This is a genomic window from Streptomyces sp. NPDC048288 (assembly GCF_043201555.1).
Lineage (GTDB): Bacteria > Actinomycetota > Actinomycetes > Streptomycetales > Streptomycetaceae > Streptomyces.
The window spans coordinates 103,037-129,189 of record NZ_JBICZD010000013.1 but is presented as its reverse complement, the minus strand read 5'-3'; the positions used below and the strand labels follow the sequence as shown (position 1 = coordinate 129,189).

Here is a 26,153-nt window from a genome sequence, read left to right as displayed (position 1 = left end):
GGGCGGCACAGTTGATCTTCAGATCGAGGGGGCTAGGACTTGAGGGTCCAGCGCGGGCCCGAGGGACTGTCCTCGATGGCGAGGCCGGACTGGTTGAGCTGGTCGCGGATGGCGTCGGCGGTCGCCCAGTCCTTGCGGCCGCGGGCGGATTCGCGCTGGTCGAGGACGAGCCGTACGAGGGCGTCGACGACCCCGTGCAGGTCGTCGCCCTTCTCGGTGCCGCCGGCCCAGTGCGGGTCGAGCGGGTCGAAGCCGAGCACGCCGAGCATGGCGCGGACCTCGGCGAGGCGGGCGACGGCCGCCTCCTTGTCGTCGGCGGCCAGTGCGCTGTTGCCCTGGCGGACCGTGGTGTGCACGACGGCGAGCGCCTGCGGGACGCCCAGGTCGTCGTCCATCGCCTCGGCGAAGGCGGGTGGGACCTCGGGCGAGGGCTCGACGGCTCCCCCGGCCAGCTCCACCACGCGCTGCACGAAGCCCTCGATGCGCGCGAACGCCGACTCGGCCTCGCGCAGCGACTCCTCGCTGTACTCGATCATCGAGCGGTAGTGCGGGGTGCCCAGGTAGTAGCGCAGCACGATCGGGCGCCAGCGCTTGACCATCTCGGAGACGAGGACCGAGTTCCCGAGGGACTTCGACATCTTCTCGCCGCTCATGGTGACCCAGGCGTTGTGCACCCAGTACTGGGCGAAGTCGTCGCCGTACGCCTTGGCCTGGGCGATCTCGTTCTCGTGGTGCGGGAAGATCAGGTCGAGGCCGCCGCCGTGGATGTCGAAGGCCTCGCCGAGGTACTTGTGGGCCATCGCCGAGCACTCCAGGTGCCAGCCGGGCCGGCCGCGGCCCCACGGCGTCTCCCAGCTGGGCTCGCCCGGTTTCACGGCCTTCCACAGCGCGAAGTCCCGCTGGTCCCGCTTGCCGGTCTCGCCCTCGCCCTCGGGCTGGCGGAGGTTCTCCAGCTCCTGGTTGGAGAGCTGGAGGTACTCCGGGTAGGAGCGCACGTCGAAGTAGACGTTGCCGTCGGCCTCGTAGGCGTGCCCGCGCTCGATCAGCCCGCGCATCATCTCGATCATCTCCGGTACGTGCCCGGTCGCGCGGGGCTCGTACGTCGGCGGGAGGCAGCCGAGCGCGGCGTAGCCGTCGTTGAACGCGCGCTCGTTCTCGTAGCCGATCGCCCACCAGGGGCGGCCCTGGTCGGCGGACTTGGCGATGATCTTGTCGTCGATGTCCGTGACGTTCCGGATGAACGTCACGGCGTAGCCGCGGTATTCGAACCAGCGGCGCATGATGTCGAAGTTCAGGCCGGACCGGATGTGCCCGATGTGGGGCGCCGCCTGCACGGTGGCACCACAGAGGTAGATCGAGACACAGCCCGCGGCGAGCGGGGCGAAGTCACGGATCTGCCGGGCGTTGGTGTCGTACAGGCGAATAGTCACGGCACCTAGGGTAGTGGGCGGAGGGTGGTGCGTGGCACCGGCGTGTGGAGCGCCGTTTCCGGGTGCGCGTGCGCCGTGGCTTGTCGCGCCCCGCGGCGGAGCCGCTGATCGATACAGCCCCGCGCCCCTGACGGGGCGCGTCCACTCACCCTGCTTGAACGACCAACGCCGTCGCCACCGCCATAAGGCCTTCGCCCCTGCCCGGGAACCCCAGACCGTCCGTGGTGGCCCCCGAAACGGAGACCGGAGCGCCCGCCGCGTCCGAGAGGATCTTCTCGGCCTCGTCGCGCCGCTTGCCGATCTTCGGGCGGGGTCCTACGACCTGTACGGCGACGTTCCCGATGGTGAAACCGGCGGCGCGGACGATGCGGGCGGCTTCCGTCAGCAGGGTCACCCCGGACGCGCCCGACCACTCGGGGCGACCGGTGCCGAAGTGCTGCCCCAGGTCACCGAGGCCCGCCGCCGAGAACAGCGCGTTGCAGGCCGCGTGGGCGACGACGTCCGCGTCGGAGTGGCCGGCGAGCCCCGGCCCCTGCCCCTCCCACTTCAGGCCGGCGCACCACAGCTCCCGGCCCTCCTCGAAGGCGTGGATGTCGGTGCCGATGCCGACACGCGGGAGCAGTGGCAGGTCAGAAGCCATCGTTGAGCCTCCTGCGGGCCAGGACCGCCTCCGCGAGGACCAGGTCCAGGGGGCGGGTGACCTTGAAGGCCTCCTCGTGGCCGGGGACGACCACGACCCGTTCGCCGAGCTGCTCGACCATGCTGGCGTCGTCGGTGACGTTGTCGGTGACCGTCTCGTGGGCGCGGACCAGCGTCGTACGGTCGAATCCCTGGGGCGTCTGCACGGCGCGCAGCCGGGACCGCTGCGGGGTGGCGAGGACCGGCTCGGGGTCGCCCGGCACCGCCGCCGGCTCGACCTCCTTGACCGTGTCGGCGAGCGGGAGGGCCGGGACCACGGCCGGGGCGCCGTCGCGGACCGCCTGGATCACCGCGTCGACCGTGTCGACGGGGACGAGGGGGCGGGCGGCGTCGTGGACCAGGACGATGCCGTACTCCGGGGGCAGCGCGTCCAGCCCGAGCCTGACCGACTCCTGGCGGGAGTCGCCGCCGGGGACGACGAGGAAGTCGGTGCGGTCGGGGAGCGCGTGCGCGTCGAGCAGGGACTTGACCTCGGGCGCGCCGTCGGGCGGGGCCACGACCACGACCAGGGAGACGGCGCGGGAGGCGGCCAGGGCGCGCACGGCGTGGATGAGCATGGGCGTGCCGTTCAGCGCGCGTAGCGCTTTGGGGGCGCCCGGACCGAGCCGTACGCCCCGGCCGGCGGCGGGAATCACGGCTGCCGTGCGCAGTTCCGGACGCGAAGGACGCGAATCGTCAGACATCGGTTCCTGTCAGGTTTGTGTGCGGGGCTGGCGTGGGTATGGCCTGGGAAGTGCCGGGCGCGACGCCTTGACCGGACCCTTCCGTGACACTGGTCGAGCCAGCAGCCCGGGCCCGGCACGCCTAGTATCGGGGGTTCCCGCGGGGGCGGGTTTCCGAATGAGCGGGTCCAGAGCGGGTTCCGGACACGGACATGCCGCAGCGCCCGGCGACATGTGGAGTGTCATCGGGCACCGCGGCATTTCGGTGTGCGGCGTTTCAGCGTGCCGAGCCGGATCGCGTCAGGACGCGAGGACCTCGTCGAGCAGGGCCTCGGCCTTGTCCTCGTTGGTGTTCTCCGCGAGGGCGAGCTCGCTCACCAGGATCTGGCGGGCCTTGGCGAGCATGCGCTTCTCACCGGCGGAGAGTCCACGCTCGCGCTCACGACGCCACAGGTCACGTACGACTTCCGCGACCTTGATGACATCGCCGGAGGCGAGCTTCTCCAGGTTTGCCTTGTATCGACGGGACCAGTTCGTGGGCTCCTCGGCGTACGGCGCGCGCAGCACCTCGAAGACCCGGTCCAGCCCGTCCTGACCGACCACATCACGCACGCCGACGAACTCCGCATTGTCCGCTGGCACACGTACCGTCAGGTCACCCTGGGCGACCTTCAGCACCAAGTAGGTCTTGTCCACGCCTTTGATCTGGCGAGTTTCGATAGCCTCGATCAGCGCGGCCCCGTGATGGGGATAGACCACGGTGTCGCCAACCTTGAACGTCATGTGACAGGTACCCCTTCCGTGGCTATCCAGGGTAACACGGAAACCGGCGGTTCTGAATGGCGTTTTCGCAGGTCAGGGCATATCTCGGGGCTTGACAACAGCAACAGGAACGTGCTTCGCGGGCCGTCCGGAAGCAGGTATTCGCAGGTCGGAGCGGCTCTCCGGGCAGGGTGAAACGAGCACGTTACACACATCCAGACGCCCGCCCAAGCGGCTTAACGTCCCGATATGTCTGCTTCCAGGCGTGCGACTTCCGCTACTCCGTTCGGTTGCGGGAGCCGGATCCGAGACGTTTCCGGAATTGATCACAGGCGTCCGACCGAGTGGTACGTGATCCATTTCCCCGGCGGTCGCGCATTCCTTCACGGAAATTTTGCGCGCGGTCTTGCGAACGAGTTATGTGAATGCCTGACGAGCGCCCCGCAAAGTGACCGACGGGTCACTTGTGGCCCCTCGGGGTACCCCCTGCCGGAGGGAAGCGAGGGGCTTGGGGAGGGTCGGGTGCGGCCGCGCGGGAACGGCTCGGTAACCTAAGGCCGCTGACAGACACTTAGGGCGGCTTTATAAGCGGAGCCGCCCGTGCGTTCAAGGAGTTGCCGCCGCCGTGAGCAGCAGCCTTCGACGCGGCGCCCTCGCCGCCTCCGCCCTCGCCTTCGCCGTCGCCTCCCTCGCCGCCTGCGGTGCCGGCAACAACTCCCAGACGCTGGAGATCAAGCCGGACAACGCGGCCACGAGCGTCGGCACCATCAAGGTCCAGAACGCGATCGTGATCACCCAGCCCGACCTCACGTCGACCGGCCCGGCCGTGGTCTCCGCGACCATCTTCAACACGGGCACCGAGCCGGAGACGCTCCAGTCGATCGTCGTCGCCGGCACCAACAAGACCGCCGAGCTGCACGCCACCAAGACGCAGCCGCTGACCATCCCGGCCGGCGGCCGGCTGATCCTCGGCGGCAAGGACAACGCGTCCGCCGTACTGCCCGGCAGCCGTGAGGCGATCCAGGACGGCAACGCCCAGAAGATCACGTTCACCTTCAGCAAGACGGGCGACGTGAGCCTGCGCGCGTTCGTCGTGCCGGCCGAGAGCTACTTCACGGGCTGGGGCCCGAGCGCGGTGCCGTCGCCCTCGGCCTCCGCCTCGGTCAGCCCGGCCGCCGGCGCCACGGCGAGCGAGAGCGCCAAGACCGGCAAGAAGGACAAGGAGTCCGCCTCGGCCACCCCCAGCGACTCCGCCTCGGAGTCGGCGAACGCGGGCTGAGCAGCGGCCGTACGGTCCGCAGACACACGAGAAGGGCGGTACCCCCCGGTGGGGGCCGCCCTTCGTCGTACGGTCGCCGTAATGGCAGGTCAGCGGTTTACGGCTCGAACTTGTACCCGAGACCGCGGACCGTCACCAGGTAGCGCGGCGCGCCCGGGTCCGGCTCGATCTTGGCGCGCAGGCGCTTGACGTGAACGTCGAGGGTCTTGGTGTCGCCGACGTAGTCGGCGCCCCAGACCCGGTCGATGAGCTGCATGCGGGTGAGGACGCGGCCCGCGTTGCGCAGCAGCATCTCCAGCAGGTCGAACTCCTTGAGGGGGAGGTCGACCTTGGAGCCGGAGACCGTCACCACGTGGCGGTCGACGTCCATGCGGACCGGGCCCGCCTCCAGGGCGGCCGGGGTGACCTCCTCGGGCTCGCCGCGGCGGCGCAGGACGGCCCGGATACGGGCGACCAGCTCGCGGGAGGAGAAGGGCTTGGTGACGTAGTCGTCGGCTCCTATTTCGAGCCCGACAACCTTGTCGATCTCGCTGTCCTTGGCCGTCACCATGATGACGGGGACGTTGGAGCGGCCGCGCAGCTGGCGGCAGACCTCGGTGCCCGGCAGGCCGGGCAGCATCAGGTCGAGGAGGACGAGGTCGGCGCCGTTGCGCTCGAACTCGTCGAGTCCGTCGGGGCCCGTGGCCGCCACAGCGACCTCGAAGCCCTCCTTGCGGAGCATGTACGACAGGGCGTCGGAGAAGGACTCCTCGTCCTCGACGACAAGCACTCGGGTCACGGAAGGACCTCCGGGGCGGGAAGCGGTTCGTACGGGGATGACTCGTTGGTACCGGCCTCGTCGTCGAGGTCGGGGTCGGGGTGCTGCGACGCGCGGTCGCGGGCCACGCCCGCCTCCGGCAGCCTCAGGGTGAACGTGGAGCCCTGGTTCTCGGCGCTCCACACCGTGACCTCCCCGCCGTGCGAGGCGACCACGTGCTTGACGATGGCGAGGCCGAGACCGGTGCCACCGGTGGCCCGCGAGCGGGCCGGGTCGACGCGGTAGAAGCGCTCGAAGATGCGCTCCTTGTCCTTGTCGGTGATGCCGATGCCCTGGTCGGTCACGGCGAGTTCGATCATGTCGCCGCCGTTCGCGCTGACCCGGCGGGCGGCTATCCCGACCCGGGTGCGGGCCGGTGAGTAGTTCACGGCGTTCTCGACCAGGTTGCCGAGGGCGGCGGCGAGCTGGCCGCGGTTGCCCCAGACATGCAGGTCGGCGGTGCCGCCGGCGGCCATGGTGATCTGCTTGGTGCCGGCCTGGTGGCGGCACCGGTCGATCGCCTCGGCGACGAGTTCGTCCACGCGGACGGGCTCGGCGTCCTCCAGCGGATCGTCGTTCTGCACTCTCGACAGATCGATGAGCTCCTGGACCAGGTTGGTCAGGCGCGTGGCCTCGATCTGCATGCGACCGGCGAAGCGCTGCACGGCCTCCGGATCGTCCGAGGCGTCCATGACGGCCTCGGAGAGCAGGGAGAGCGCGCCGACCGGGGTCTTCAGCTCATGGCTGACATTCGCCACGAAGTCCCGCCGCACCGCCTCGATACGGCGGGCCTCGGTGAGGTCCTCCACGAGGAGCAGCACGAGCCGGGAGCCGAGCGGCGCCACCCGGGCGGAGACGGCCAGGGCCTCGCCCCGTCCGGTCCCGCGCCTCGGCAGGTCCAGCTCGACCTGGCGTATCTCGCCGTCGCGCCGGGTGTCCCGGGCCATCCCGAGCATAGGCTCGATGGCGAGTTTGCCGCCGCGCACGAGTCCGAGGGCGTACGCCGCCGAGCTCGCCTTGACAACCGTGTCGCCCTCGTCGAGGACGACCGCGGAGGAGCGCAGCACGCTCAGTACGGTGTCCACGCCCGGGGGCAGTACGGGGTCGGTGTGCAGAGAAGTCCTGGTCGGTCGCTTCTGGTCGCGTTCGCTCCAGCGGAACGCCAGCATGGCGATGACACCGGTAAGCACCCCGGCGATCGCTGCCGCTGCGGCGACCGCCGCGTTCACGTCCATGCAAACAGGTTAAGCAGGGGGTACGACATCCCCACAGTCCGGAGGGTGTCAGCTCGAACACTCGTCGCCCAGAGTTCACCTTGGAGCCAGTATTGGTTCATTTGGGGTGGCAGAAACGGACGGACTGGGACCGGAACATGGGAGCGTGGGGTTCGCAGCTGGTTTCGGCCACGGGCCCCGGCCCCCGGAACCCCTGGAACACACGCACGAGAGGGAACCCTGATGCGGGACGCGTACCACGAGGAACTCGATTCGATCGGCGACAGCCTGGTCGACATGGCCCGTCTGGTCGGATCGGCGATCGGACGCGCCACGACGGCGATCCTCGACGGCGACCTGAAGCTGGCCGAGAGCGTCATCGAGGCCGACCAGAAGGTGGACGAGCTCCACCACGACCTGGAGGCGCGCGCGATAGCCCTGCTCGCCCGCCAGCAGCCGGTGGCGACGGACCTGCGGATCGTCGTCACCTCGCTCCGGATGTCCGCCGACCTGGAGCGCTCCGGCGACCTCGCCCAGCACGTGGCCAAGCAGGCCCGGCTGCGCTTCCCGGAGCACGTGATCCCGCGTGACCTGGAAGCCACCATCCTGGAGATGGGCCAGCTCGCGCAGCGCCTGATGGCGAAGGCCGCCGAGGTCATCGTCACCAAGGACGTCGACCTGGCGCTCCAGCTGGAGCAGGACGACGACGAGATGGACCTGCTGCACCGCGCGCTCTTCCAGCACCTGCTGGACGACCGCTGGCACCACGGCATCGAGACGGCCGTCGACGTGACGCTGCTCGGCCGCTACTACGAGCGGTACGCCGACCACGCGGTCGCCGTCGCCAAGCGCGTCGTCTTCCTGGTCACCGGCGAGCACGCGGACGAGCTGCAGCCCGACATCCAGCCGGTGACGGGCGCCGAGGGGGCGTAACCGCCCGGGCGGGCGGGGCTCGCGGGGTGCGGGGCGGGCGCGGGGCACCACCATGCGCCGCCGTGCGCTGTTGATGCGCCCAGTGAAACGGGCATGGAATGGGCAAAGGCACCACGCCCTGCATCCAGGGCACCTAGGGACCTCTAGGAGGGATCCATGGCCGAATCCCCCAGCACCACGCCCGACCCCACGCAGCAGCACGAGACCGACCAGCCCGCCGAGATCAAGAACCTTCTTGTCATCGGCGCCTGCGGGTGCGGCTCGGGCTGCGGCTGCGGCTGCCAGTCGGGCAGCCCCTGCCAGTGCGGCTGAGCGGACGTCTTCCAGCACGGCGAAGGGCCCCGGACTCCGGTCCGGGGCCCTTTCGCATGCCGGGCCGCGACAGCGGGCGCAGCATGGAGGGGAACGCAGGGGAGACGGACAAGGCGAAGGAGAGGTGACTGCCATGCCCCAGTACATGGACGTCCACAACGGGATGAAGGGCCTCACCGCCGAGCAGCTGAAAGCGGCCCACGACGCGGATCTCGCCGTCGAGAAGGAGGAGGGCGTGCACTTCGAACGGGCCTGGGCCGACCCCGCCTCGGGCAAGGTCTACTGCCTCTCCGAGGCCCCCTCGGCCGAGGCGGTCAAGCGCGTCCACGAACGCGCGGGCCACCCGGCCGACGAGATCCATCAGGTGCCGCTGTCGATCTGGTGAAGCCGCGCGAGCCAGTCGAGCAGGAGCCGGTTGACGTCGTCCGGCCGCTCCTGCTGGATCCAGTGCCCGCAGCCGTCCAGGAGGTGGGAGGAGACCAGGCCGGGAAGGGTGACCGGGTACGCCTCGACGGCGTCGGCCAGCCAGGTCGTCGAGGCGTCCAGGGTGCCGCCGGCGAACAGGGACGGCTGGGTGATCGGGGCACCGTCGTAGGCGGCGAGGTCCTCCCAGTCCCGGTCCATGTTCCGGTACCGGTTGAGCGCGCCGGTCAGTCCGGTGCGCTCGAACTCCCCGGCGTAGACGTCGAGATCCTCCTCGGCGAGCCAGGCGGGCAGCCGCCCGACGGGGAACCGCTCCCGCATCGTCGCCCCCGCACCGACGAAGTGCGGGTCGGGCGCCCCCGGCCCGGGCATCGTGTCACCGGACAGAGCGGCGTAGAACCCCCCGAGCCACCCCCGCACATCCGGCTCGATCTCGCCCTCCGCGCGCCCGGGCTCCTGGAAGTACGGCACGTAGAACTCCTCCGCCCCGCCCTCACCACGGCCGGCACCCCTCATCCCGGCGAACACCTCACTGGGCCGAGGACCGCCCCGCGGGGTGTACGGCACGCTCAGCAACCCGACCGCCCGGAACACCTCCGGCCTGAGCAGCGCGGAGTTCGCGGCGATCGCCGCACCCCAGTCGTGCCCGACGACCACGGCCGACTCCGCGCCCAGCGCCCGCACCACGAACGCGTTGTCCTCGACCAGCTCGACCATCCGGTACGCGTCGGTCCCGGCGGGCCTGAACGAACGCCCGTACCCCCGCACATCCACCGCGACCGCGCGATACCCCGCCGCCGCGAGCGCCGGCAGCTGGTACCGCCACGAGTACCAGCACTCGGGAAACCCGTGCACCAGCAACACGAGCGGCCCGGCCCCCTGCTCCACCAGATGAACCCGCCGCCCCTCCCCGACGACGACCCGATGCGTCCCCTCCACACCCCGCCGCACCCACATACGCCCTCCTCCGTCTCGCCCCGATCGGCTCACCACCGATCATCCGGAGAACCCCACCCGGCGTCCGAGCCCATTTGCCGATCCGGCAAACCCCGGACCAGACCGACACCCCCGTCCGCCTCCCGGCAAACCCTGTTGCCGCCGGCCCCGTCGATCGGGTTCGATCGTCGGCATGACCGAGGGCGCCACGCTCGACATCGCCGACGAGCACATCGTCGGCAACCGGATCCTCCGCGGGATCATGGCCATCCGTGCCCACCTGGGCTGCTCGCTCCACGAGGGGCTCGACATCTTCGTCGCGAGGTACACGGTGCTGCGGGAGGAACGGCCGGGTGACTTCACATGCGGGCATGCCGAGTACTGGGAGGGCTTCTACTCGTAGTCCGCGGTCGGTGTCCGCGGTCGGTGTCCCGGGCCGGGGTTCAGTCGCCCGAGTGGCCCCAGAAGAAGATCTCCCGGGGGTTGCCGGCGTCGTCGTGCAGCACCGCGCACCGTCCGATCCAGCGTGACCGGGGGAAGACGTCGAAGTCCTTGACGTGTGCGCGGGTCAGCTTGTCGACCCCCAGCAGCTCCTGCGCCTCCGCGGCCGTCACGGGCTCCACGGTGTTGTAGTCCGGGGTGTCGTCAGGTCCCAGGACGTGGAAGATGTCCAGGATCGAGTGCGTCCCGGTCTCCTGGACCAACTCGTCCTCCCACAGGGCCTCCAGGGACCGCGGCCGCAGTTCCCGCTCCTCCTCCGGGCGCCAGTCGCCACCGTTGACCCAGTAGTAGTCGCCGGCTTCGAAGACCTCCCACCTCAGCTGCCGCAGCGCGGCGTCCAGGTCCTCCTGGTACGGCACGTAGTACTCCCACCCCGAAGCCCCCACCGGTCCTCGCCCCTCTTCCCCTCTTGCGGTCCCTGCTCTCGGACCGGGGAAGCTAGCACCCGCCTCCGACATCCAGGCCCTTCGCTCGGGCAAGGCACGTCGTCAGGCACGTCGTCAGGCACGCCGCCAGACGCGTCGTCAGGCACATCGTCAGGCGCGTATCTCGGCCTCCGCGGCCCCCGTCGGCTGCGGGACCGGAGCCCGTCCGCCCGCGCGCAGCCCCCGCATGAGCACGCCGTACCCGAGCGCCGCCCCCGTGCCCAGCACCGCGCAGACCCCCCACAGCCACCGCGCGCCGAACCGGTCGATGACGACACCCGACATCAGCGGCGCGACGAGCGCGGCGGCGGACCAGGAGAGCGTGTACATCCCCTGGTAGCGCCCGCGCCCGTGGACGGGCGAGAGCCGTACCACCAGCCCGGTCTGGGTCGGCGCGTTGACGATCTCGGCGAGGGTCCACACGCACACGGTGAGCGCGAACACCCCGACCGACCCGGCGAAGGCGGTGAGCCCGAACCCGTACCCCGCGAGGAGGGACGAGACGACGAGCAGGGACCGCGGATCCCGGTGCTCGATGACCCGGGTGACGGGAATCTGCAGGACGACGATCAGCACCCCGTTGACGGCGATGGCCATGCCGTAGGCGGCGGGCGAGAACCCGGCCTCCCCCATCGCCACCGGCAGCCCGACCGACCCCTGCTGGAAGATCAGCGCGACCAGGAAGGACAGCCCGACGACGGCCATGTACCGCCCGTCGCGCAGCACGCTCCCGAGGCTGACCTCCCTCTCCCGCGCGGCTTCCTTGGCGGTGCGCTCCGGCCGCGACTCGGGCAGCTTGACGTAGACGAGGACCGCGCAGACGGCGGTCATCGCGGCCTCGATGAGGAACCCGGCACGGTAGCTGACCTCGGCGATGAACCCGGCGCCCATGGAGGAGACGGCGAAGCCGAGGTTTATGGCCCAGTAGTTGAGCGAGAACGCCCGCACCCGGTCCCGGGGCTTCACGATGTCGGCCATCATCGCCTGCACGGCCGGCCGGGAGGCGCTGGAGGCCATGCCGACGAGGAAGGCGACCGCGGCGATGGCGACGGGATCACGCACGAACCCGAGCAGCGCGACGGCCCCGGCGGTGGAGCCCTGGGCGATCAGCAGCGTCGGCCGCCGCCCGAGACGGTCCGCCATCACCCCGCCGCCCAGGGAGGACACCACCCCGCCCAGCCCGTGCAGGGAGGCGACCAGTCCGGCGTACGAGGCGCTGTACCCCCGGTCCAGCGTCAGGTACAGGGCCATGTACGTGGCGACGAAGGCGCCCAGCCGGTTGACGAGGGTGCTGGTCCACAGCCACCAGAACTCCCGGGGCAGACCGGAGACGGTCTCCCGGACGGCGCGCCGAAGGGCGACGGACGACATGGTTCCCCCAGGGCGAGACGAGGTGGGACAGCACAAGGCGTAAGAGGCGTAAGAGGTGCAAGGCCGCTACGGAAGTTACTTCTACGACGCTCGCCTGAGCCACTCAATTAACAAATGCAGTCAACTGTCCGCCCCCTGGGACGGCCCGCGGGCGCCCGCACCCTGCCCCGAATACGTGGATTACGCTCTGACCCATGGCCGACGCACCGTACAAGCTGATCCTCCTCCGCCACGGCGAGAGCGAATGGAACGCGAAGAACCTGTTCACCGGCTGGGTGGACGTCAACCTCAACGAGAAGGGCGAGAAGGAGGCAGTCCGCGGCGGTGAGCTCCTGAAGGACGCCGACCTGCTCCCCGACGTGGTTCACACGTCCCTCCAGAAGCGCGCGATCCGCACGGCGCAGCTCGCCCTCGAAGCCGCCGACCGCCACTGGATCCCGGTCCACCGCAGCTGGCGCCTGAACGAGCGCCACTACGGCGCGCTCCAGGGCAAGGACAAGGCGGCGACGCTGGCCGAGTTCGGCGAGGAGCAGTTCATGCTCTGGCGCCGCTCGTACGACACCCCGCCCCCGCCGCTGCCGGACGACTCCGAGTTCTCCCAGGCCGCCGACGCCCGCTACGCGACCATCCCCCCGGAGCTGCGCCCCCGCACGGAGTGCCTCAAGGACGTCGTCGTCCGCATGCTCCCCTACTGGTACGACGGCATCGTCCCCGACCTCCTGACCGGCCGCACGGTCCTCGTCGCCGCCCACGGCAACAGCCTCCGCGCCCTCGTCAAGCACCTCGACGGCATCTCCGACGCCGACATCGCCGGCCTCAACATCCCCACCGGCATCCCCCTCTACTACGAGCTCGACGCCGACTTCAACCCCGTCACCCCCGGCGGCCGCTACCTCGACCCCGACGCGGCCGCCGCAGCCATCGAGGCAGTCAAGAACCAGGGCAAGAAGAAGTAACGCGAGCCAGAAAAGCCCCCTGCCTGCGGTTTTCCCGCGCGCAGGGGGTTATTTGTTGCACCTGGGCCGTCGCTGGGCCGTGCAAGGAATCCGGGGCCGCTGTCAAGCCTCCCCATGAGCCTCAGTGGTGGGCTACGTGACCGGTATGCTGATGCCACCTCACCTAAACCTCCCTCGAACTCGATGTGGCGGCACGCGAGTTCCAGACTCCGGCCCGAGAAGCGGGTCGGTTGGAGGAGGAGGGAGGTGGTAGAGGTGAGTCTTGAGAAGGACAGGCCTCGCAAGTGGTCCGGTGCCGAGAAGTGGCAGGTCTCGCTTGCGGGGGTCGGCCTACTCGTGGCCATCGCTACTGGCGTGATGCAGTTCGCTCGATGAGCGAGTCACGCGCGAGTACGGTCGGGATCGGGCGCTGTACGCACAGCGAGCCCGGTCTGCTCTCACGCGACCGGGCTCGCTGACTGCACGAGGGCCTGGATCTGGTTGCCGCCGGATCCGGGTCCTCAGTCGTTCTGCACTCTGTATAGCTTCTGAGAAGCGATCTAGAGCTAAGTAGAGCTAACTAGAGCTATCTGCAATCTCTCACGCACTGCTAATTCAATCAACTTTGTGAGCCTACTCGTGCTCTAGATCTCTCGTCTCTACTTGAACATCCACCCCGAACTGTTCGCCAGTGACTACCGGGAACAGGTGTATCTCTGATCGTTGCGGTGTGGTCATCCCCGCCGATCGAAGACGGCAGTCACTGCCTTACGGGTGCGCTCCTGACTGGACGGCATGAGGTGCGTGTAGACGCGCAGCGTCAGACCTGGATCCGAGTGGCCGAGGTACTCGGCCAGAGCTTTGATGTTTTCCCCGGCGTCCAGCAGCAGCGACGCGTAGAAGTGCCGCAACGCATGCATGCCGTTCTCGCGCGACTCTGTGTACGCCCCGCCTGGCTCTCGCTCGGGGATCACGCCGGCCGAGGCCAGTGCCCGCTTCCACACCTCCTCGTTGAGCGATGTACGCCAGACGTGCCCGCCACGCGGCCCAGTGAAGATCAGCCGCTTGGTCACCGGAGGTCCGTCGGCCACCTTCCACGGCAAGGTGATCTCGACCGGCGGGAACCGCTTCATGTGCTCGCGCAGCGCATCGGCCACCGGCCCGGGGAGCGGCACATCCCGCAGCTTTCCGCCCTTCGGCGGAGCGAACACCGCCTTGCTCCGACTCAGCTTGAGCTGTTGGACCACGTGAAGCGTGTCCGAACCGAAGTCGATGGCGTCGACGGCGACCCCGAGGATCTCGCCTTGGCGGAGCCCGCAGCCCCCACCCAGGTCGACCATGGCTTGGAAGCGTTCGGGCATGCCGGCCTGGACGGCGAAGAGCCGTTCCGTTGTCCACGGGGCGACCCGCTTCGTGTCGACCGTGGGAGGCCGGACCGAGCGGGCTGCACACGGGTTGCGCGGAAGGTGCCCGTCGTCCACCGCCGCACTCAGCGCGGCACGAACGTTGGAGTAGATCGTCCGCGCGTACGAGCCCCGGACACCGTTCTCTTGGAGCTTCCGCACCCAGTCGCGGATGTGGGCGGGCTGAAAGGAACCGAGCGGACGCGATCCCAGATGCGGGAAGGCGTGCAGGCGGAGTTGCGACTCCATCGAGGCCTGTGTGGCCTGCGGAGATGAGGTGGAAGGTGTCGCGGCGGTAGACCTCGGCGCAGGCCTCGCAGCGGGTGGTGCGGCGGTTGTTGCAGCGGACGAGGAGTTGGCCGGCGGGCAGGTCGGTCGAGTCGAGGTGCTGGAGGATGCGGCCGATCTCGCCGGTTGTGGTGTCGACGTCGTACTCGGTGCGGTGGCCGTCGAGGCGGACGGGGTTGGTGCAGCCGCCGAGGCCGGAGAGTTGGCGGAGGATACCGGGCAGGGTGCCGCCCGAGGCGAGGTTGGTGAGTTCGTGGAGCGGTGGCGGGGTGGTGCGGGTGAAGATGGCTGGCTCCTTCTGGCTGGCTCGGTCAGGAGTGACGGGCCCCGGGGCGGCCGGATGCTTGGCGGTGTCGTGGCCGCCCCAGGGGTCGGGCAGAGAGGGATCAGCGCCGGTTGTGCTCGCGCAGCAGGGAGCGCAGGACCACGGCGGCGATGGCCACGGAGATGGCCGATACGGCGACGGCGGTCAGGAGCGCGGTCAGGACCACGCCACCGGTGAGCACGGCGACGACGGCGCCGGTGCTGACGGAGACGGCCGGGAGCGCGGAGCGCCGGGCGGGGGCCGGGTCGGTCGGGGTGTGGGTGTGCGCGGGCGGCGGGGTGGGGCTGTCGGGGTACTTGGGCAGGAACACGGTCAGACTCTCCTTATCTACTCGTCTAGGCATGTGAGCCGTTTATGACGGTCACGCCGGTACGCGTGCCGGATTCGATGGCGGGGGCCAGGAAGGTGTGGGAGAGCCAGAAGCCGAAGAGGGCGACCAGGACGACGATCCAGGTGCGGACGCCGAGGTACTTGACGGCCGCCCAGGCGAAGAAGCCGAGGACGACGACGAGCGGCAGGTTGAGGGTCACGGGGTGCGGGGTCCTTTCAGCGGACGGGGCAGCGGTGGGTACGGGCGGCGAGTTCGGCGGCGGCGCGGCTGTCGTAGTCGGCGGAGAAGCCGCAGCGCGGGGCGGTGCAGGCTGCGGTGTGCTTCTCGCGGCCCCGGTCGTCGTAGGCGGTGCCGACCTGGACGGGGCCGATGCGGGTGACGTTGCGGAAGCGGCGGTTGGCGGTCACGGGTCCTGGTTCTCCTTTCAGAGCTGGGCGGCGATGGCTTCGGCCATGGGAGCCGGGACGCCGAGGCGAGCGCGGAGAGTCGGCGTGTCGATGGGGTTGCCCGTGCGGGTGTGGTGCTCGGCCGCGACCTTGCGGGCGTGCGCGACGAGGGCGGCCGGGACCGGTGGACGCGGGGGTACTTGCTCTTCGACGGGTGGCTCGGGAGTCGGTTCGAGCTCTTGCTCCCGGTCGCCGTCAGTGATCTCTACGGCAACGGGCGCCTTTGGCGTCGTGTGGGCGAGGAGTGTGCCGCCGAGGAAGGCGACGGCTGGCCATCCGGCGACGAGGATCCGGAGCCAGGCCGGGACGTTGCCGAGGTCGAGGAGGCCGGCGGTGGCGACGTTTGCGCCGAGGGATGCGACGAGGGCGATGACGAACCAGCACCAGGCGGCGGCTTTCGTGGTGCCGGTGCGGAGTTGGCGCCAGGCGGCGACGAGCAGGAGGTCGACGGAGACGGGGTAGGCCCAGGCTTTCCATCCGTCCTGTCCGGCCGCTGAGGCGACGTCGTGGAGGTGGGCGAAGGACAGTGCGGCGGCGATGAGCGCCTGGACGAGCACCGCGTCGACGCGGGCCAGCTGGGCGCGCATGATGCGGCTCCTTCCGGTTTCGGGCATGGGAGGGGTAGGGACATGGCGCGGAGAGACGAGGGGTGGGTCAGTCGGTGACGGGGTGCGGCTGTACGACCGGGCCCGCGGGTGAGGTGAGTGGTCGTACCGGGACGTCGGGCCGGAAGGGCTTGAGGGCGGGGACGTCGGGGACCAGGTCGGCCGAGTCCTGGCAGATGGCCGCAGCGTCGGCGAGGGAGAGATGCGGGGTGCGGATGCGGGACCAGCCGCCGGAGGTGTCGCCCGCGACGGCGAGGCCGGGTGTTTCGGGGGCGATGGAGCAGGCGGCGTAGACGGCTTCGGGGGCGATGTCGCCGAGGGCCATCTTGGCGGAGGCTTCGTCGTTGACGCGGTGGCAGACGCGGCCGGTGAGCTGGGCGCGGAGCATGGTGGCGCCCTTGCCGAGTTCGGCGCCGAAGCGCTGGCCGCAGACTTCGAGGTAGATGCCGGCGGCGCGGCCGAGCTGGGCGAGGCGGATGAGCTGGGTGACCATCTCGTCGCGGCGGTCTTCGTCCTTGCGGGTGGCGGTGAGGAAGAGTTCGGCGACTTCGTCGATGAACAGGACGATGGGGGTGGGGCGTTGGGCGTCGGGCAGGCCCCAGATGTCGGAGGTGATCTCCTCGTCGGGGGTCTCGGGGGCGATGCCTTGGCGGGCCTTGATCAGGTCGTATCGGTCCTCCATTTCCTTGACCAGCACGGGCAGCAGCTCGGCGGCTTCGTCGGGGTCGGTGGCGAGGGCGGAGAGGCGGGCGGCGAAGGGCGCGAGTTCGACGCCCCGCTTGCAGTCGATTCCGACGAGCGCCACGCCGTCCTGCTGGGCGAGTCCGGAGATGAGGTGGCGCAGGTACATGGACTTGCCGGACAGGGTTGCGCCGAGGGTGAGTTGGTGGGGAACGGTGCGGTAGTCGCGGACGAAGGGCATGGCGTCCTCGCGCAGCGCCACCGGCACCTTCAGGAAGCCGCCACCGGCCTTGCGGGGCATCCGAACGCGGCGCAGGACGTCGTACCCGACGAGCCGCAGTTCCACGACGCCTGGCTTGACGGTGGTGACGTAGACGGCGTGAACTCCCCACGCGTGCCGCAGGCGTTCGGCCGAGGCGGCGACGTCGGCAGGTTCCTGCCCGGGAGCGAGCCGCAACCGGAGTCGTAACCCGGTCGAGGTGGGACGGAGGATGCCCCGACGGGGCGGAACCGGCCGGACCTCCCGTCGGGTGGTGGCCTTAACGGCGAGGACCCTGAGCCGGGAGGGCGCCACGGTCAGGCCGCAGGCTTCCATGACGGAGCCGTACGAGCTGAGCAGGCGGACCGTGGATATCGGGCCGCCGACTGCGGACCAGTAGAGGGCCGGGTGCTTGGCCCGGGTGTAGGCGGCCTCGCCACCGAGTGCGGCGAGGGGACCACCCACCTCCAGTAGTGTCGTCAGGTCGGACATCAGGCGGCAGCCCCGGCGCTGGCCGGGAAGGCGGCCGGGGTGACGGCGGCGGCCCGGTAGGCGATGCCGTGACGCTGCTGGCCGTTGAACACGGACTCCCACGGCCGGGCGACGAGCCCCGGCAGCGAGACGGGCGAGCCCAGGACAAGCCCCTCGGACACTCCGCCCTCGGGAACCGTGACCTTGATCAGAGCGGACTCCCCGTCCTCGATGTAGACGACGCCGATGGTCATCAGCGCCTCACCGCTCACAGCGTCCTTGGCGATCTCGCCGGTCTGGCGGTCACGGACCTTCGGCTCGGGGGCCTCGGTCAGCAGGATCGTGGCGGCGGTGGTCTCCACACGGATGGTGCGCACAGCACACTTCCTATCTACTCGTCTATACATGTAGCGATCTGTGAGCCCGATCTCCCGGGCTCATGACGATCACCCTGCCACACAACTTGCCCACTCGTCTATACGAGTAAGCATGTCGGGGTGTACGAGTTCAGAAGAACGACCACACGACCCAAGCGGGACGGCCGCGGAGGCTTCCCGAGGACCCCCATTGTCAGACCCTTCCGCCATGCTCTGCCCATGCTGATTGCGACGAACGTTCAGGGGCACGCGGTGAAGGACCCTTCTCAGCCGACGATAGGCACGATGCTCGCGAACCTGGGGCAGGGCGACCACCTGATCCTTGAGCGGCAGGACGAGGACCGCGAGGGCGACTGGTACATCCAAGTGCTGTTCCGCGACAACAACACCTACCAACTGGAGTACCGGGACGGCGTCCCCGCAGAGCACTACCAAACCCTGACCGCCTCCCAGGACAAGGCCCGTCAGGCCCTCCTCGACTGGGCAGCCGAGAAGCCGGACTGGCAGAGCGGCTTCACGTGGAACAACATCGGCGCCATGTTCGGCGCCCCGGCTGCTGAGGCCACGGATCAGCCCACTCCCTAGCACCGCACTCCCGCCCATCACGCGATCAGGTCGCGGGGAGCTGGTACGACAGCACGTAGGCATCCGCCGCCATGACCGTGTCGCAGACCTCCACAGCCCGCCCCTCGGTGTCGAAGGCGGTCCGGACCAGGTGGATCACAGGCACGCCGGCCGCGAGGTGGAGTGTCTTGACCTCGGAGGGCGAGGGCATCCGCGCGCGGATCTCTTCCTCGAAGTGGTCGAGGCGGTGGCCCAGCTCTTCGAGGCGGGCGTAGATGCCGCCGGGACCGGGGTTGGGTTCGGCGATCTGGGTGCCGCGGGCGATGTCGAGGGGGAGGTAGGAGGTGGCGAACTCCACCGGCCGCCCGTCCAGCAGATACCGGCGACGCCGGGCCAGTACGCGCCGTACGGAGCCGAGCCGGGTGGAGACGTCCTGACTGGCCTTCTCTTCCTTGACCTCAAGACTGTCGACCTGCGGGTGACTGCCGGCCGCGTCCGCCTCCACGATGAACGCGGACTTCCCCTGCTCTCGGTGCCGCCGGGCGAACCGGTCGGAGGCCAGGCGTCGCACGGGCGGCCGGGGCCGGACGAAGACGCCCTTGCCGTGCTCGGCGTGGACCAGGCCCTCACCGGTGAGGACGGAGAAGGAGTTGCGGACGGTCATCCGGGAGACCCCGTAATGCTCGACCAGCTCCGCCTCGGAGGGCAGTTTCTCGCCCTCGCGGAATCGCCCACGGTCGATCGCCTCGCGCAGCTGGTCGGCGATCTGCCGGAAGACCGCACGATCGCTCGTGGGGTCGAGATCTCCGAGGAGGCCCGAAGAAAGAGGACTCACTGTGTGTACTCCTTTAGGTATCTAGACGAGTGGGCGAGTGAAGTTGCTACGGTGGAGAGCCTAGCCATCCGGGAGGGCCGAGGAACATGAGCACAGAACGCCCGCACTCCGTGAGCGTCGCCGGGGTCGTCGTCGACGCCCAGGGCCGTGCCCTCCTGATCCAGCGCCGTGACAACGGCAAGTGGGAGCCGCCGGGCGGTGTCCTCGAACGCGAGGAGACCATCCCCGAGGCCCTGCAACGCGAAGTCCTCGAAGAGACCGGCATCAAGATCGCCCTTCCGGCGACCCTCACCGGCGTCTACAAGAACATGACGGGCCTGATCGTCTCCCTGGTCTTCCGCTGCGAGGCCGCCGACGGCACGCCCACGACCGGCGACGAGACCCGCGCCCTTCGCTGGGTCACCCGCGAAGAAGTCACCGACCTCGCCGACGAGGCATACGCGATCCGCGTCACCGACGCACTCGACGCGATGACCCCGCCGGCCGTCCGCGCCCACGACGGCGTGAAACTCGTCTAGCCCGAACCCGCTGCACATGGCGGCCTACCAGCACGAAGGGACTTGTATGCACGAGTATACGAGTCGAGTCCGAGTCTGGGGACTGACTTGCCCAGGATTTCCGGAAGAGGTCAGCCGGGCCCGCCGCTGGACGAGAGACATTCTGCGCGGATCGCCCCTGGCGGACGACGCGGCCCTGATCGTGAGCGAGCTGAGCACGAACGCACTCCTCCACACGAGCAGCGGCGGAGAATGCGGGAGCTTCCACCTGGCCCTGGCGGTGGCACCACAGGTCATCGCACTGTCGGTCACGGACGACGGCGGAGGAGGCGCCCCGAAGGTCGAGCACCAGGACCAGGACGCGGAGCACGGCCGGGGCCTGGGCATGGTCAGCGCTCTCGCGCACAGGGTCGTCGTCCAGGGTGCGGGCGGCGGCTACACGGTCACCGCGGAACTCTTCGTGAACGCCCGGCGGGGAGGCCACCCGTGCTGATGGACAAGCCCCGACGAGGCTTCTGGTGCGAGTGCTGGACCGAGGACCTCACCGACGGGATGCAGTGGCCGGCACTCCGGGCATCCTTCGACGCCTACTCCGCACCTCAGGCGGACAGATGGGTCGCCATCGCACTGCGCACCATCTCACCGGCACTCGACCCGGACGCCTCGGACGACGTCTGGGCCTGGCTCCACGACGGCCGCGCAGAAACCCGACGCGCCCTGCTGCGCTTAGAACCCTGCACAGTGTCAGTCACCCAGGCCAACACCCGCATCACATGGACGATCCGGCCGGTTATCTTCCTGCCCTTGGCCCACCGCCAAGACGTCGAACTCTCAGCCTGCGCATACACCTTCAAGCCCCACAGGCCCGAGTGAGTTACAACTTTCTCTACTGGTTCAAGGCGGCTCGCTCCGCTCCCCGCGCGCGGCCCGGCCCCCGGCCGGGCCTGCGCTCCTGTCTCCGCCCCACTCCAGCCCGGCCGGCGCCCGTGCCGCGCACTACAGCAATCAGCCGCTTGCTGTGAGAGAAGGGGTACGTCGTGGCTGGGGCGGTCGGCTCCACGGCTTTACGGAGCCACTTTGGCGCGAGCCTCGAAGATCATGGCCCCAACGTCGTGCTTTACCGGGCAGGTCCACAGACTGCCCGACGCGCCGGAAGCTTACGGGGCCATAATCACTCGCGCCAAAGCAGCGCCACCCCAAAGCCGCTCCACCGACCTGTAGTGTCACTTACCGACGCATTGCCTCTGCGATTGCCTCGACAATCGGAATCCAAACCTCACGCTTGTCCTCAAAGGTCTGGACACCCTCCCTTTTCTTGCCGGAAAATCGATTGGGCATCCACTGTTGCGTGAGGTGAATCATTGGCCCGTCGAGTGAGATAACACCTTGCTTCTGCAGCACGGAGATGACACGCCTGAATTCGTCTCCCTTGATGGACTGACGTCCCTCCAGTTTCTTGTCGAAGACCGCAGGAGTCCCCTTATGTCCATGGTTTCGGAGAAGGTTCATCATCATCTTGACGAAGCGGGTGGCGCGCTCGTTGGGCTCCACACTTGGAAGCTCCATCGACTTCTGATAAGGAAACCACGGGTATCCGATTCGACGACCTTCCGGAACCAGAACCTCAAAACTCTCTACGGGAGGGTCACCGGCTAGCTGTGCTTCGCACAGAAGATTACCCGTTAGCTCGAACGTGACGCTGGCACCCCCATCTTGGAGGGTACCCACTGTTCCGTTTGGGCGAAGGGAGATTTGAACACTGTCCCCCGACACGCGAAGATCTTTGCATCGAATGAAGCAGTCTGGACCAAAATTCGCAGAGCCAGAGTTAGGCCTTACCGTCACCACCCCAGGGAAAGTCAGGGAAAGCGAAGCCAATGGCCCCTTCAGGTCCACAACTCCTTCTTTGTCGAGCAGTACGTCGACGCGGACATTGTTACGACTGCCAGAGCTCTCCCATAGGGTAAGTTCCCCCCACATCTGCAGAACTTCTCTAGCGGACTCGGTTTCAGCAGTAGGTTCACCACCCGACACACTGACCGAAACCTCTACGTCATGCCGCTCAGATGCCATAAGCGACGCATGAAGTGCAGCAAATTGCCACTCATCCACCACAATATCATCCTCTTTTGCAGAAATGAACTCAAAGAGGAGCCCGGTAGAAAGCCCTACATCTTGCAGCCTTTCCCGCACTTCGATTCGGTCAAACCGCTCTGCGGCAATGTAGGCAGAGAAGACAGGGTTAGCCCATCGACTTTCACTGCGGAATGGGTGATCGTCAATGAATTCGCGAATCTTGCCCTTATACTCACCCTTTAGTGCATCAGGGCACCATGAAAGATCGGGGGCCTCGGCATTCAAGAGATAGTGGGCGAGCCAGTCAATTTGCTCGACAGGCGTGTACATCTTACTCGACGCCACGCCGAGCTGTTGGGCCAGTTTCTGAGTTTTCTCCTGTTCGCGCTTCAGGAGTTGTTCGATGATTTCTCCCAGCACTCGGATCCTCCTCTCGTTACCCATTTCGGGCAAGAACGAGTTCCGAATCTTCAGCAGATTGCCTTTTTGGAGAAGAAGCGCGACAGCGTAAAGGACGGGAGCATAGCCGATAAAGGAGTCTGCCTGACTTCCTTCGACGGCTCCGGAAAGAGCTTTGATCACCGTATCCCTGGCGTCAATGTAGGTCTCATTCTCTTTGGGCTGCGCCTCCCCAACATAGAGATCGATATACTTCGTGCGCTGATCCGAATCAAAATGAGAAATCTCGTACCAGTTGGCGCTACTCCCTGGAAAATTAGCCCAAATGTCTTCCAGTACTCGCTCGCGACCAAAAAGGACTAGCGAGTGGCTTTTCTCCGATGCCGCAAAGAGTGTCTGCACATATTCGTACCACGAGGCTCCTGAGACTCTCATGCGCGCCTCATCGAGTGCATCAACCAGAATGAACGACCCAGGCGTCTCAGTCAGCAAACTGAGGCCATCTGACTTTCCTGTGTAGTCACGCAACCGAGCCTGAAGCGCATCGCCACTGACAGCCATGTCCTCATTCAGCAGCCACAAGGGAACCTTCTTGAGTGCCGAAACTTGCTTAGCCAGACAAGACTTTCCTGTCGCACCCCGCGCCGAAATGAGCGTTATCAGCGGGGAATTGCTCGAATCCAGCACCTCTAGATTCGGAGGGACGAACGTAGCTTGAGGGCTTGAAACCCGGAAGGCTCTAGAACCTTGCCCGGTAAAATTACCCTCGGGCAGCACTTCAAGGAAATCGGCGAATGAAAATACGTTATTCATGCACTCCACCCCTCAGTTGGCAAGTAGGGAAAATACTAGCGGTCGGCCGAGCAGCGCGACGGAAGCAGGACTGGGTTCGCCCGTACCGCTTCAAGGCCGATGCGGCGTCCTTCCTGTTGTGCACCGAATGTGACTCGCTGTGGTGGTCTGGCGAGGCGGTCGCGTCCTGACAGGGCCTTTCCCGACGCTGTCGTCGCGGGACGGAGATGCTCCGTGGAGCGATCGTGTCTGGGGGCCGACATCATCGAGCCGATGCCCGACCTTCGGCGCCCAGCACACTGCACCACAACCGCACCAGATCGAGCGGGGAACAGCGGGGAATCACGGTGAAAGCAACCAGGGCCGATGAGACCGCGCTTCGTCCGTTCGCCCAGGTCAGCGCCCCAACCGCCCCCAAATGCCCGCAGCTTCCCAAGCTGATGGCTCAGGCGTCGTGGTTGCGGGTCGACCGTCGTGGCTTGCTCTGGTCGACGGCACCGGCAACGTGGTGGAGGCCGGTGGGGGTGCAGCGAGGCATACGCGCGCGTGATCAGTCGGCGTCCTCGCGTCGTGGCTGACTGTCGTCGGCTGGGGTAAGGACCAACCAGTGTCCAGCTCTGAGCAGACGTCATCGGTCACCCACCTGCGGCCGCCGCGTCAGACGTCTGCATCCTTGGCACCATGACGAACCCCGAAGGCCCGTACGTGAAGGTGCACTTCCGGCTGGAGATCGAAGACGACTGGCCTCCGGCATCAGTGGAGAATCTCTGGGCTGTCGACCAGGGCGACGGCACGGCACGGCTCGACAACATCCCCTGGTTCGTTCGCGGCATCGCCTGCGGGGACATCGTGGCAACCGAACCCGACGAGGAAGGCGTGCGGTGGGCCGGCGAGGTGGTCCGGCGATCGGAGAACTGCACCATCCGCCTCATCGTCCTCCGGGACGGCGGCTCTGGACCCGCACGGCAGAGCGTGATCAACGCGTTCCACAAACTCGGCGTCGACGGCGAGGGCATCGAAAGGTTCCGTATGGTCGCCCTGGACGTCCCACCCACCGCCGATCTCACCAAGGTCCAAAGGCTGCTCAAGCACGGGGTGACCAAGGAGTGGTGGCACATGGAAGAGGGCTGCATCACCGCGCAATGGCGGGCCGCTTCCCTCGACTGACGCCATTCAGCGCACCCACGGCTGGGCCGTCCCTGGGCCGTCCGAGGTCGCTCGACAGCGGCCAAGGACGACCAGCGACGACCACCAGGCGCACGAGCCAACCGCCCCTGAGCAGCGATAACACAGGTCACCAAGATCCCTGACAACACCCAGGGCAAGAAAGAGTAACTCGGCACCGTTAAGCCCCCCACCTCCGGTTTCCCTGCGAGTGGGGGGCTTTTCCACGAAGACACCGCGACCGCTGGTGCCAGGTCTGTCCGCCAGGTGGCTCTGCCCTTTTGACCACCCCAGCCCGATCGTTCGATGCGGATGGGCGACGTCGGCCCTTCCGAGGTTGACCGGGTGGGGTGGGCGTCAGGATCAGCCCAGATCTTGAGCGTTCAGGCCCTTGAGGTGCTGATGGGAAGGGTCCTCGTCCAGGTAGAGGACCTGGATGTCGATGCGCAGGTCTGCGCCGGGGTCAATGGTGTGTCCGCCGTCCGAGGGGGAGGCGAGCAGGACGCTCCCCTCGGTGCCGTCCTCGATGATTTCGCCCCAGAAGTTGTCGGTGAACTCCTTGGACAGTGAGGTTCCCTCCGGCAGGTCGCCGAAGCCGAGGGCCCATTTCTCGACCCGCGTGTCTGCGGCGCTGATCGTGAGCTTGTAGGAGTAGATCCACTTCTGGCTCTCCCAGTCCTGCCACTTGGCGAGGAATTCCTGCTGGATGGTCAGGTTCCCCTTGAAGGGGGCTGCCTTCGCCGACTGGGCCTGATCGTTCCAGGTGCCGTTCGGGCTCCCGGCCATGGCGATGCGTGTCAAGTCCGTGATGACGGTGCCGCGCTCTACCGGCAGTGTGTGCCCCTGCTGGTCGGCAGCCGAGAAGAGCGTGTTGTCTTCATCGGTGTTGTTGACGACGCTGCTCACCCCGTCGCCGCTGTGATCGAAGCCGTACTGGGAGAAGTCATTGACGTACACGCCCGACGGAATCGCCAGAATTTTGTCACCCTGCCCCGGGGTCTGACCGGCATTGAACCGGACCGCCCGATAGAGGCAGAAGCTTCCGTCGGGGCAAGCCTCAGCTCCCTGCCCATAGATCAGCTGCGGTTCGTTGGCGGCCACCATGTTCTCCTTCCGCATCCAGACGATGACGACTCGCTGGAAACCGTGAGTGATTCCTTGATCGCCATTAGTAATTCATCGGCAGGCTCGGATGTGTGATTTACGAGTGGTTGTTCGGGCGTGGCGTCCGGCATTGCTCCGATTCGGAGCTGTCTACGGTTCCCGCACTCGCGCAGAGCCGGTCATTGAGAACCGGCCCAGGCCCTGAAGCTGAGGGCTGTGCTTCCGTCTCGGTTTCCGTCTCATTCAGGTGGACGCCCCTGTACACAGACCGGCGTGCGCCTGCATCATCCGACGGCGAACCAACGGGAGGGGGACTGGACGAAGCGCGGCCGGGCCGAGCTGAAGAAGCGTGCGAGCAGGCGCCGTAGGAAGTGATCCGCGCGCGGTCCGAGACCTCTCGGCACCCAACTACCCCCGAAATGCCCCAGACCAGCCCGTGACGAACCCCGAGGGCCCGTACGTGAAGGTCCACTTGAGAGTCTGTGGGCGGTCGACCAGGGCGACGGCACCGCACGGCTCGACAACATCCCCTGGTTCGTTCGCGGCATCGCCTGCGGGGACGTCGTGGCCACCGAACCCGATGAGGAAGGGGTGCGGTGGGCCGGCGAGGTGGTCCAACGTTCGGAGAACGGCACCATCCGCCTCATCGTCCTCCGACACGGCGGTTCGGGAGCCGCACGGTTCCGCATGGTCGCCCTGGACGTCCCGCCCACCGCCGATCTCACCAAGGTCCAAAGGCTGCTCAAGCACGGGGTGACCAAGGAGTGGTGGCACAGGGAAGAGGGCTGCATCACCGCGCAGTGGCGGGCCGCCTCCCTCGACTGACGCCATTCAGCGCACCTGCGGCTGGGCCGTCTC

General features: G+C 67.9%; 30 protein-coding genes and 2 pseudogenes. 12 read left to right on the top strand and 20 right to left on the bottom strand.

Going from position 1 to position 26,153, the window contains the following annotated elements; translation table 11 throughout:
• Nucleotides 1–32: 32 nt before the first annotated feature.
• The 4 genes from cysS to ACGFZS_RS38405 form a co-directional block, all read right to left on the bottom strand.
• A complete protein-coding gene (gene cysS, locus ACGFZS_RS38420) occupies nucleotides 33–1,430 on the bottom strand; it encodes a cysteine--tRNA ligase (RefSeq protein WP_393798986.1) in 1,398 nt (465 codons plus the stop codon).
• Between the two features lie 145 nt (nucleotides 1,431–1,575).
• Nucleotides 1,576–2,070: a 2-C-methyl-D-erythritol 2,4-cyclodiphosphate synthase gene (ispF, locus tag ACGFZS_RS38415; protein ID WP_393798985.1), complete on the bottom strand. Its 495-nt coding sequence runs from the start codon at nucleotides 2,068–2,070 to the stop codon at nucleotides 1,576–1,578.
• Nucleotides 2,060–2,812: a 2-C-methyl-D-erythritol 4-phosphate cytidylyltransferase gene (ispD, locus tag ACGFZS_RS38410; protein ID WP_393665401.1), complete on the bottom strand. Its 753-nt coding sequence runs from the start codon at nucleotides 2,810–2,812 to the stop codon at nucleotides 2,060–2,062. Before ispD ends, ispF begins: the two co-directional genes overlap by 11 nt.
• A 279-nt stretch (nucleotides 2,813–3,091) precedes the next feature.
• Nucleotides 3,092–3,574 carry a CarD family transcriptional regulator gene (locus tag ACGFZS_RS38405; protein WP_003953493.1) on the bottom strand — a complete coding sequence of 161 codons (483 nt, stop codon included), beginning with the start codon at nucleotides 3,572–3,574 and terminating at the stop codon, nucleotides 3,092–3,094.
• A gap of 604 nt (nucleotides 3,575–4,178) precedes the next feature.
• Here ACGFZS_RS38405 and ACGFZS_RS38400 point away from each other — a divergent pair.
• On the top strand, nucleotides 4,179–4,832 hold the full coding sequence (locus ACGFZS_RS38400; protein ID WP_393798984.1) for a DUF461 domain-containing protein: 654 nt from the start codon (nucleotides 4,179–4,181) through the stop codon (nucleotides 4,830–4,832).
• Nucleotides 4,833–4,929: 97 nt separating this feature from the next.
• On the opposite strand, the gene ACGFZS_RS38395 is transcribed toward ACGFZS_RS38400, so the two are convergent.
• Together ACGFZS_RS38395 and ACGFZS_RS38390 are read right to left on the bottom strand one after the other, a co-directional pair.
• Complete coding sequence (locus ACGFZS_RS38395) at nucleotides 4,930–5,610, bottom strand: response regulator transcription factor (protein WP_010358452.1); 681 nt, start codon at nucleotides 5,608–5,610, stop codon at nucleotides 4,930–4,932.
• The gene (locus ACGFZS_RS38390; protein WP_393665405.1) at nucleotides 5,607–6,863 is read right to left on the bottom strand and encodes a sensor histidine kinase; all 1,257 of its coding nucleotides are present in this window, start codon (nucleotides 6,861–6,863) and stop codon (nucleotides 5,607–5,609) included. Before ACGFZS_RS38390 ends, ACGFZS_RS38395 begins: the two co-directional genes overlap by 4 nt.
• 222 nt (nucleotides 6,864–7,085) lie before the next feature.
• On the opposite strand from ACGFZS_RS38390, the gene phoU reads away from it, so the two are divergent.
• The 3 genes from phoU to ACGFZS_RS38375 all read left to right on the top strand — a co-directional run bounded on the left by phoU (nucleotide 7,086) and on the right by ACGFZS_RS38375 (nucleotide 8,472).
• Nucleotides 7,086–7,775: a phosphate signaling complex protein PhoU gene (gene phoU / locus ACGFZS_RS38385; RefSeq protein ID WP_393665407.1), complete on the top strand. Its 690-nt coding sequence runs from the start codon at nucleotides 7,086–7,088 to the stop codon at nucleotides 7,773–7,775.
• A gap of 156 nt (nucleotides 7,776–7,931) precedes the next feature.
• Nucleotides 7,932–8,087 (top strand): hypothetical protein, encoded by a 156-nt coding sequence (locus tag ACGFZS_RS38380; protein ID WP_177233040.1) that lies wholly within the window; start codon nucleotides 7,932–7,934, stop codon nucleotides 8,085–8,087.
• 133 nt (nucleotides 8,088–8,220) lie between these two features.
• Nucleotides 8,221–8,472: an SCO4226 family nickel-binding protein gene (locus ACGFZS_RS38375; protein WP_393665410.1), complete on the top strand. Its 252-nt coding sequence runs from the start codon at nucleotides 8,221–8,223 to the stop codon at nucleotides 8,470–8,472.
• On the opposite strand, the gene ACGFZS_RS38370 is transcribed toward ACGFZS_RS38375, so the two are convergent.
• Nucleotides 8,448–9,467, bottom strand: a complete 1,020-nt coding sequence (locus ACGFZS_RS38370) for an alpha/beta fold hydrolase (RefSeq protein WP_393798983.1) — start codon at nucleotides 9,465–9,467, stop codon at nucleotides 8,448–8,450. The genes ACGFZS_RS38375 and ACGFZS_RS38370 overlap by 25 nt on opposite strands.
• Before the next feature lie 172 nt (nucleotides 9,468–9,639).
• On the opposite strand from ACGFZS_RS38370, the gene ACGFZS_RS38365 reads away from it, so the two are divergent.
• Nucleotides 9,640–9,849 carry a hypothetical protein gene (locus ACGFZS_RS38365; RefSeq protein ID WP_393798982.1) on the top strand — a complete coding sequence of 70 codons (210 nt, stop codon included), beginning with the start codon at nucleotides 9,640–9,642 and terminating at the stop codon, nucleotides 9,847–9,849.
• Nucleotides 9,850–9,889: 40 nt separating this feature from the next.
• Here ACGFZS_RS38365 and ACGFZS_RS38360 read toward each other — a convergent pair whose 3' ends face one another.
• Together ACGFZS_RS38360 and ACGFZS_RS38355 are read right to left on the bottom strand one after the other, a co-directional pair.
• Nucleotides 9,890–10,306, bottom strand: coding sequence for a hypothetical protein (locus tag ACGFZS_RS38360; protein WP_393798981.1), 417 nt, complete (start codon nucleotides 10,304–10,306; stop codon nucleotides 9,890–9,892).
• A 177-nt stretch (nucleotides 10,307–10,483) separates the two neighbouring features.
• Nucleotides 10,484–11,743, bottom strand: a complete 1,260-nt coding sequence (locus ACGFZS_RS38355; protein ID WP_393798980.1) for an MDR family MFS transporter — start codon at nucleotides 11,741–11,743, stop codon at nucleotides 10,484–10,486.
• A 194-nt stretch (nucleotides 11,744–11,937) separates the two neighbouring features.
• Here ACGFZS_RS38355 and ACGFZS_RS38350 point away from each other — a divergent pair, with 194 nt between their 5' ends.
• Entirely contained in the window at nucleotides 11,938–12,699 is a 762-nt protein-coding gene (locus ACGFZS_RS38350) for a phosphoglyceromutase (protein WP_355725767.1), read from the top strand.
• A gap of 713 nt (nucleotides 12,700–13,412) precedes the next feature.
• Here the strand turns inward: ACGFZS_RS38350 and ACGFZS_RS38345 are convergent.
• From ACGFZS_RS38345 to ACGFZS_RS38310, 8 genes and pseudogenes are all read right to left on the bottom strand, one after another.
• Nucleotides 13,413–14,342 (bottom strand): annotated as a pseudogene (locus ACGFZS_RS38345) (tyrosine-type recombinase/integrase); the annotation flags it as partial.
• Nucleotides 14,311–14,592: pseudogene (locus ACGFZS_RS38340) on the bottom strand (replication initiator); the annotation flags it as partial. The pseudogenes ACGFZS_RS38345 and ACGFZS_RS38340, both read right to left, overlap by 32 nt.
• Before the next feature lie 163 nt (nucleotides 14,593–14,755).
• Nucleotides 14,756–15,004, bottom strand: coding sequence for a SpdD protein (locus ACGFZS_RS38335; RefSeq protein WP_359207629.1), 249 nt, complete (start codon nucleotides 15,002–15,004; stop codon nucleotides 14,756–14,758).
• 25 nt (nucleotides 15,005–15,029) lie between these two features.
• Nucleotides 15,030–15,224: a hypothetical protein gene (locus tag ACGFZS_RS38330; RefSeq protein ID WP_089100245.1), complete on the bottom strand. Its 195-nt coding sequence runs from the start codon at nucleotides 15,222–15,224 to the stop codon at nucleotides 15,030–15,032.
• Nucleotides 15,225–15,240: 16 nt separating this feature from the next.
• The gene (locus ACGFZS_RS38325; RefSeq protein ID WP_123975881.1) at nucleotides 15,241–15,432 is read right to left on the bottom strand and encodes a mobile element transfer protein; all 192 of its coding nucleotides are present in this window, start codon (nucleotides 15,430–15,432) and stop codon (nucleotides 15,241–15,243) included.
• 17 nt (nucleotides 15,433–15,449) lie between these two features.
• On the bottom strand, nucleotides 15,450–16,058 hold the full coding sequence (locus tag ACGFZS_RS38320) for a DUF2637 domain-containing protein (protein ID WP_393798979.1): 609 nt from the start codon (nucleotides 16,056–16,058) through the stop codon (nucleotides 15,450–15,452).
• Nucleotides 16,059–16,125: 67 nt separating this feature from the next.
• Nucleotides 16,126–17,508, bottom strand: a complete 1,383-nt coding sequence (locus ACGFZS_RS38315) for an FtsK/SpoIIIE domain-containing protein (RefSeq protein WP_393798978.1) — start codon at nucleotides 17,506–17,508, stop codon at nucleotides 16,126–16,128.
• Nucleotides 17,508–17,864, bottom strand: coding sequence for a hypothetical protein (locus ACGFZS_RS38310; RefSeq protein ID WP_390979132.1), 357 nt, complete (start codon nucleotides 17,862–17,864; stop codon nucleotides 17,508–17,510). Before ACGFZS_RS38310 ends, ACGFZS_RS38315 begins: the two co-directional genes overlap by 1 nt.
• Nucleotides 17,865–18,149: 285 nt before the next feature.
• Between ACGFZS_RS38310 and ACGFZS_RS38305 the strand changes: the two genes are divergently transcribed.
• Nucleotides 18,150–18,449, top strand: coding sequence for a hypothetical protein (locus ACGFZS_RS38305; protein WP_393798977.1), 300 nt, complete (start codon nucleotides 18,150–18,152; stop codon nucleotides 18,447–18,449).
• Nucleotides 18,450–18,474: 25 nt separating this feature from the next.
• Here the strand turns inward: ACGFZS_RS38305 and ACGFZS_RS38300 are convergent, their stop codons facing one another.
• A complete protein-coding gene (locus ACGFZS_RS38300; protein WP_351317021.1) occupies nucleotides 18,475–19,263 on the bottom strand; it encodes a GntR family transcriptional regulator in 789 nt (262 codons plus the stop codon).
• A gap of 86 nt (nucleotides 19,264–19,349) precedes the next feature.
• Between ACGFZS_RS38300 and ACGFZS_RS38295 the strand changes: the two genes are divergently transcribed.
• The 3 genes from ACGFZS_RS38295 to ACGFZS_RS38285 are packed head-to-tail and all read left to right on the top strand — an operon-like array spanning nucleotide 19,350 to nucleotide 20,633.
• Nucleotides 19,350–19,781, top strand: coding sequence for an NUDIX hydrolase (locus ACGFZS_RS38295; protein ID WP_359207647.1), 432 nt, complete (start codon nucleotides 19,350–19,352; stop codon nucleotides 19,779–19,781).
• Between the two features lie 46 nt (nucleotides 19,782–19,827).
• The gene (locus ACGFZS_RS38290) at nucleotides 19,828–20,253 is read left to right on the top strand and encodes an ATP-binding protein (RefSeq protein WP_393798976.1); all 426 of its coding nucleotides are present in this window, start codon (nucleotides 19,828–19,830) and stop codon (nucleotides 20,251–20,253) included.
• Nucleotides 20,247–20,633: a hypothetical protein gene (locus tag ACGFZS_RS38285; protein WP_393798975.1), complete on the top strand. Its 387-nt coding sequence runs from the start codon at nucleotides 20,247–20,249 to the stop codon at nucleotides 20,631–20,633. Before ACGFZS_RS38290 ends, ACGFZS_RS38285 begins: the two co-directional genes overlap by 7 nt.
• A gap of 354 nt (nucleotides 20,634–20,987) precedes the next feature.
• Here the strand turns inward: ACGFZS_RS38285 and ACGFZS_RS38280 are convergent, their stop codons facing one another.
• Nucleotides 20,988–23,048, bottom strand: coding sequence for a hypothetical protein (locus ACGFZS_RS38280; RefSeq protein WP_393798974.1), 2,061 nt, complete (start codon nucleotides 23,046–23,048; stop codon nucleotides 20,988–20,990).
• Nucleotides 23,049–23,708: 660 nt separating this feature from the next.
• On the opposite strand from ACGFZS_RS38280, the gene ACGFZS_RS38275 reads away from it, so the two are divergent.
• Nucleotides 23,709–24,194, top strand: a complete 486-nt coding sequence (locus ACGFZS_RS38275; protein ID WP_393798973.1) for a DUF4265 domain-containing protein — start codon at nucleotides 23,709–23,711, stop codon at nucleotides 24,192–24,194.
• 360 nt (nucleotides 24,195–24,554) lie between these two features.
• Here the strand turns inward: ACGFZS_RS38275 and ACGFZS_RS38270 are convergent, their stop codons facing one another.
• On the bottom strand, nucleotides 24,555–25,292 hold the full coding sequence (locus tag ACGFZS_RS38270) for a peptidase inhibitor family I36 protein (RefSeq protein WP_393798972.1): 738 nt from the start codon (nucleotides 25,290–25,292) through the stop codon (nucleotides 24,555–24,557).
• A gap of 483 nt (nucleotides 25,293–25,775) precedes the next feature.
• Here ACGFZS_RS38270 and ACGFZS_RS38265 point away from each other — a divergent pair, with 483 nt between their 5' ends.
• Nucleotides 25,776–26,120 (top strand): DUF4265 domain-containing protein, encoded by a 345-nt coding sequence (locus ACGFZS_RS38265; protein WP_393799131.1) that lies wholly within the window; start codon nucleotides 25,776–25,778, stop codon nucleotides 26,118–26,120.
• Nucleotides 26,121–26,153: the final 33 nt, after the last annotated feature.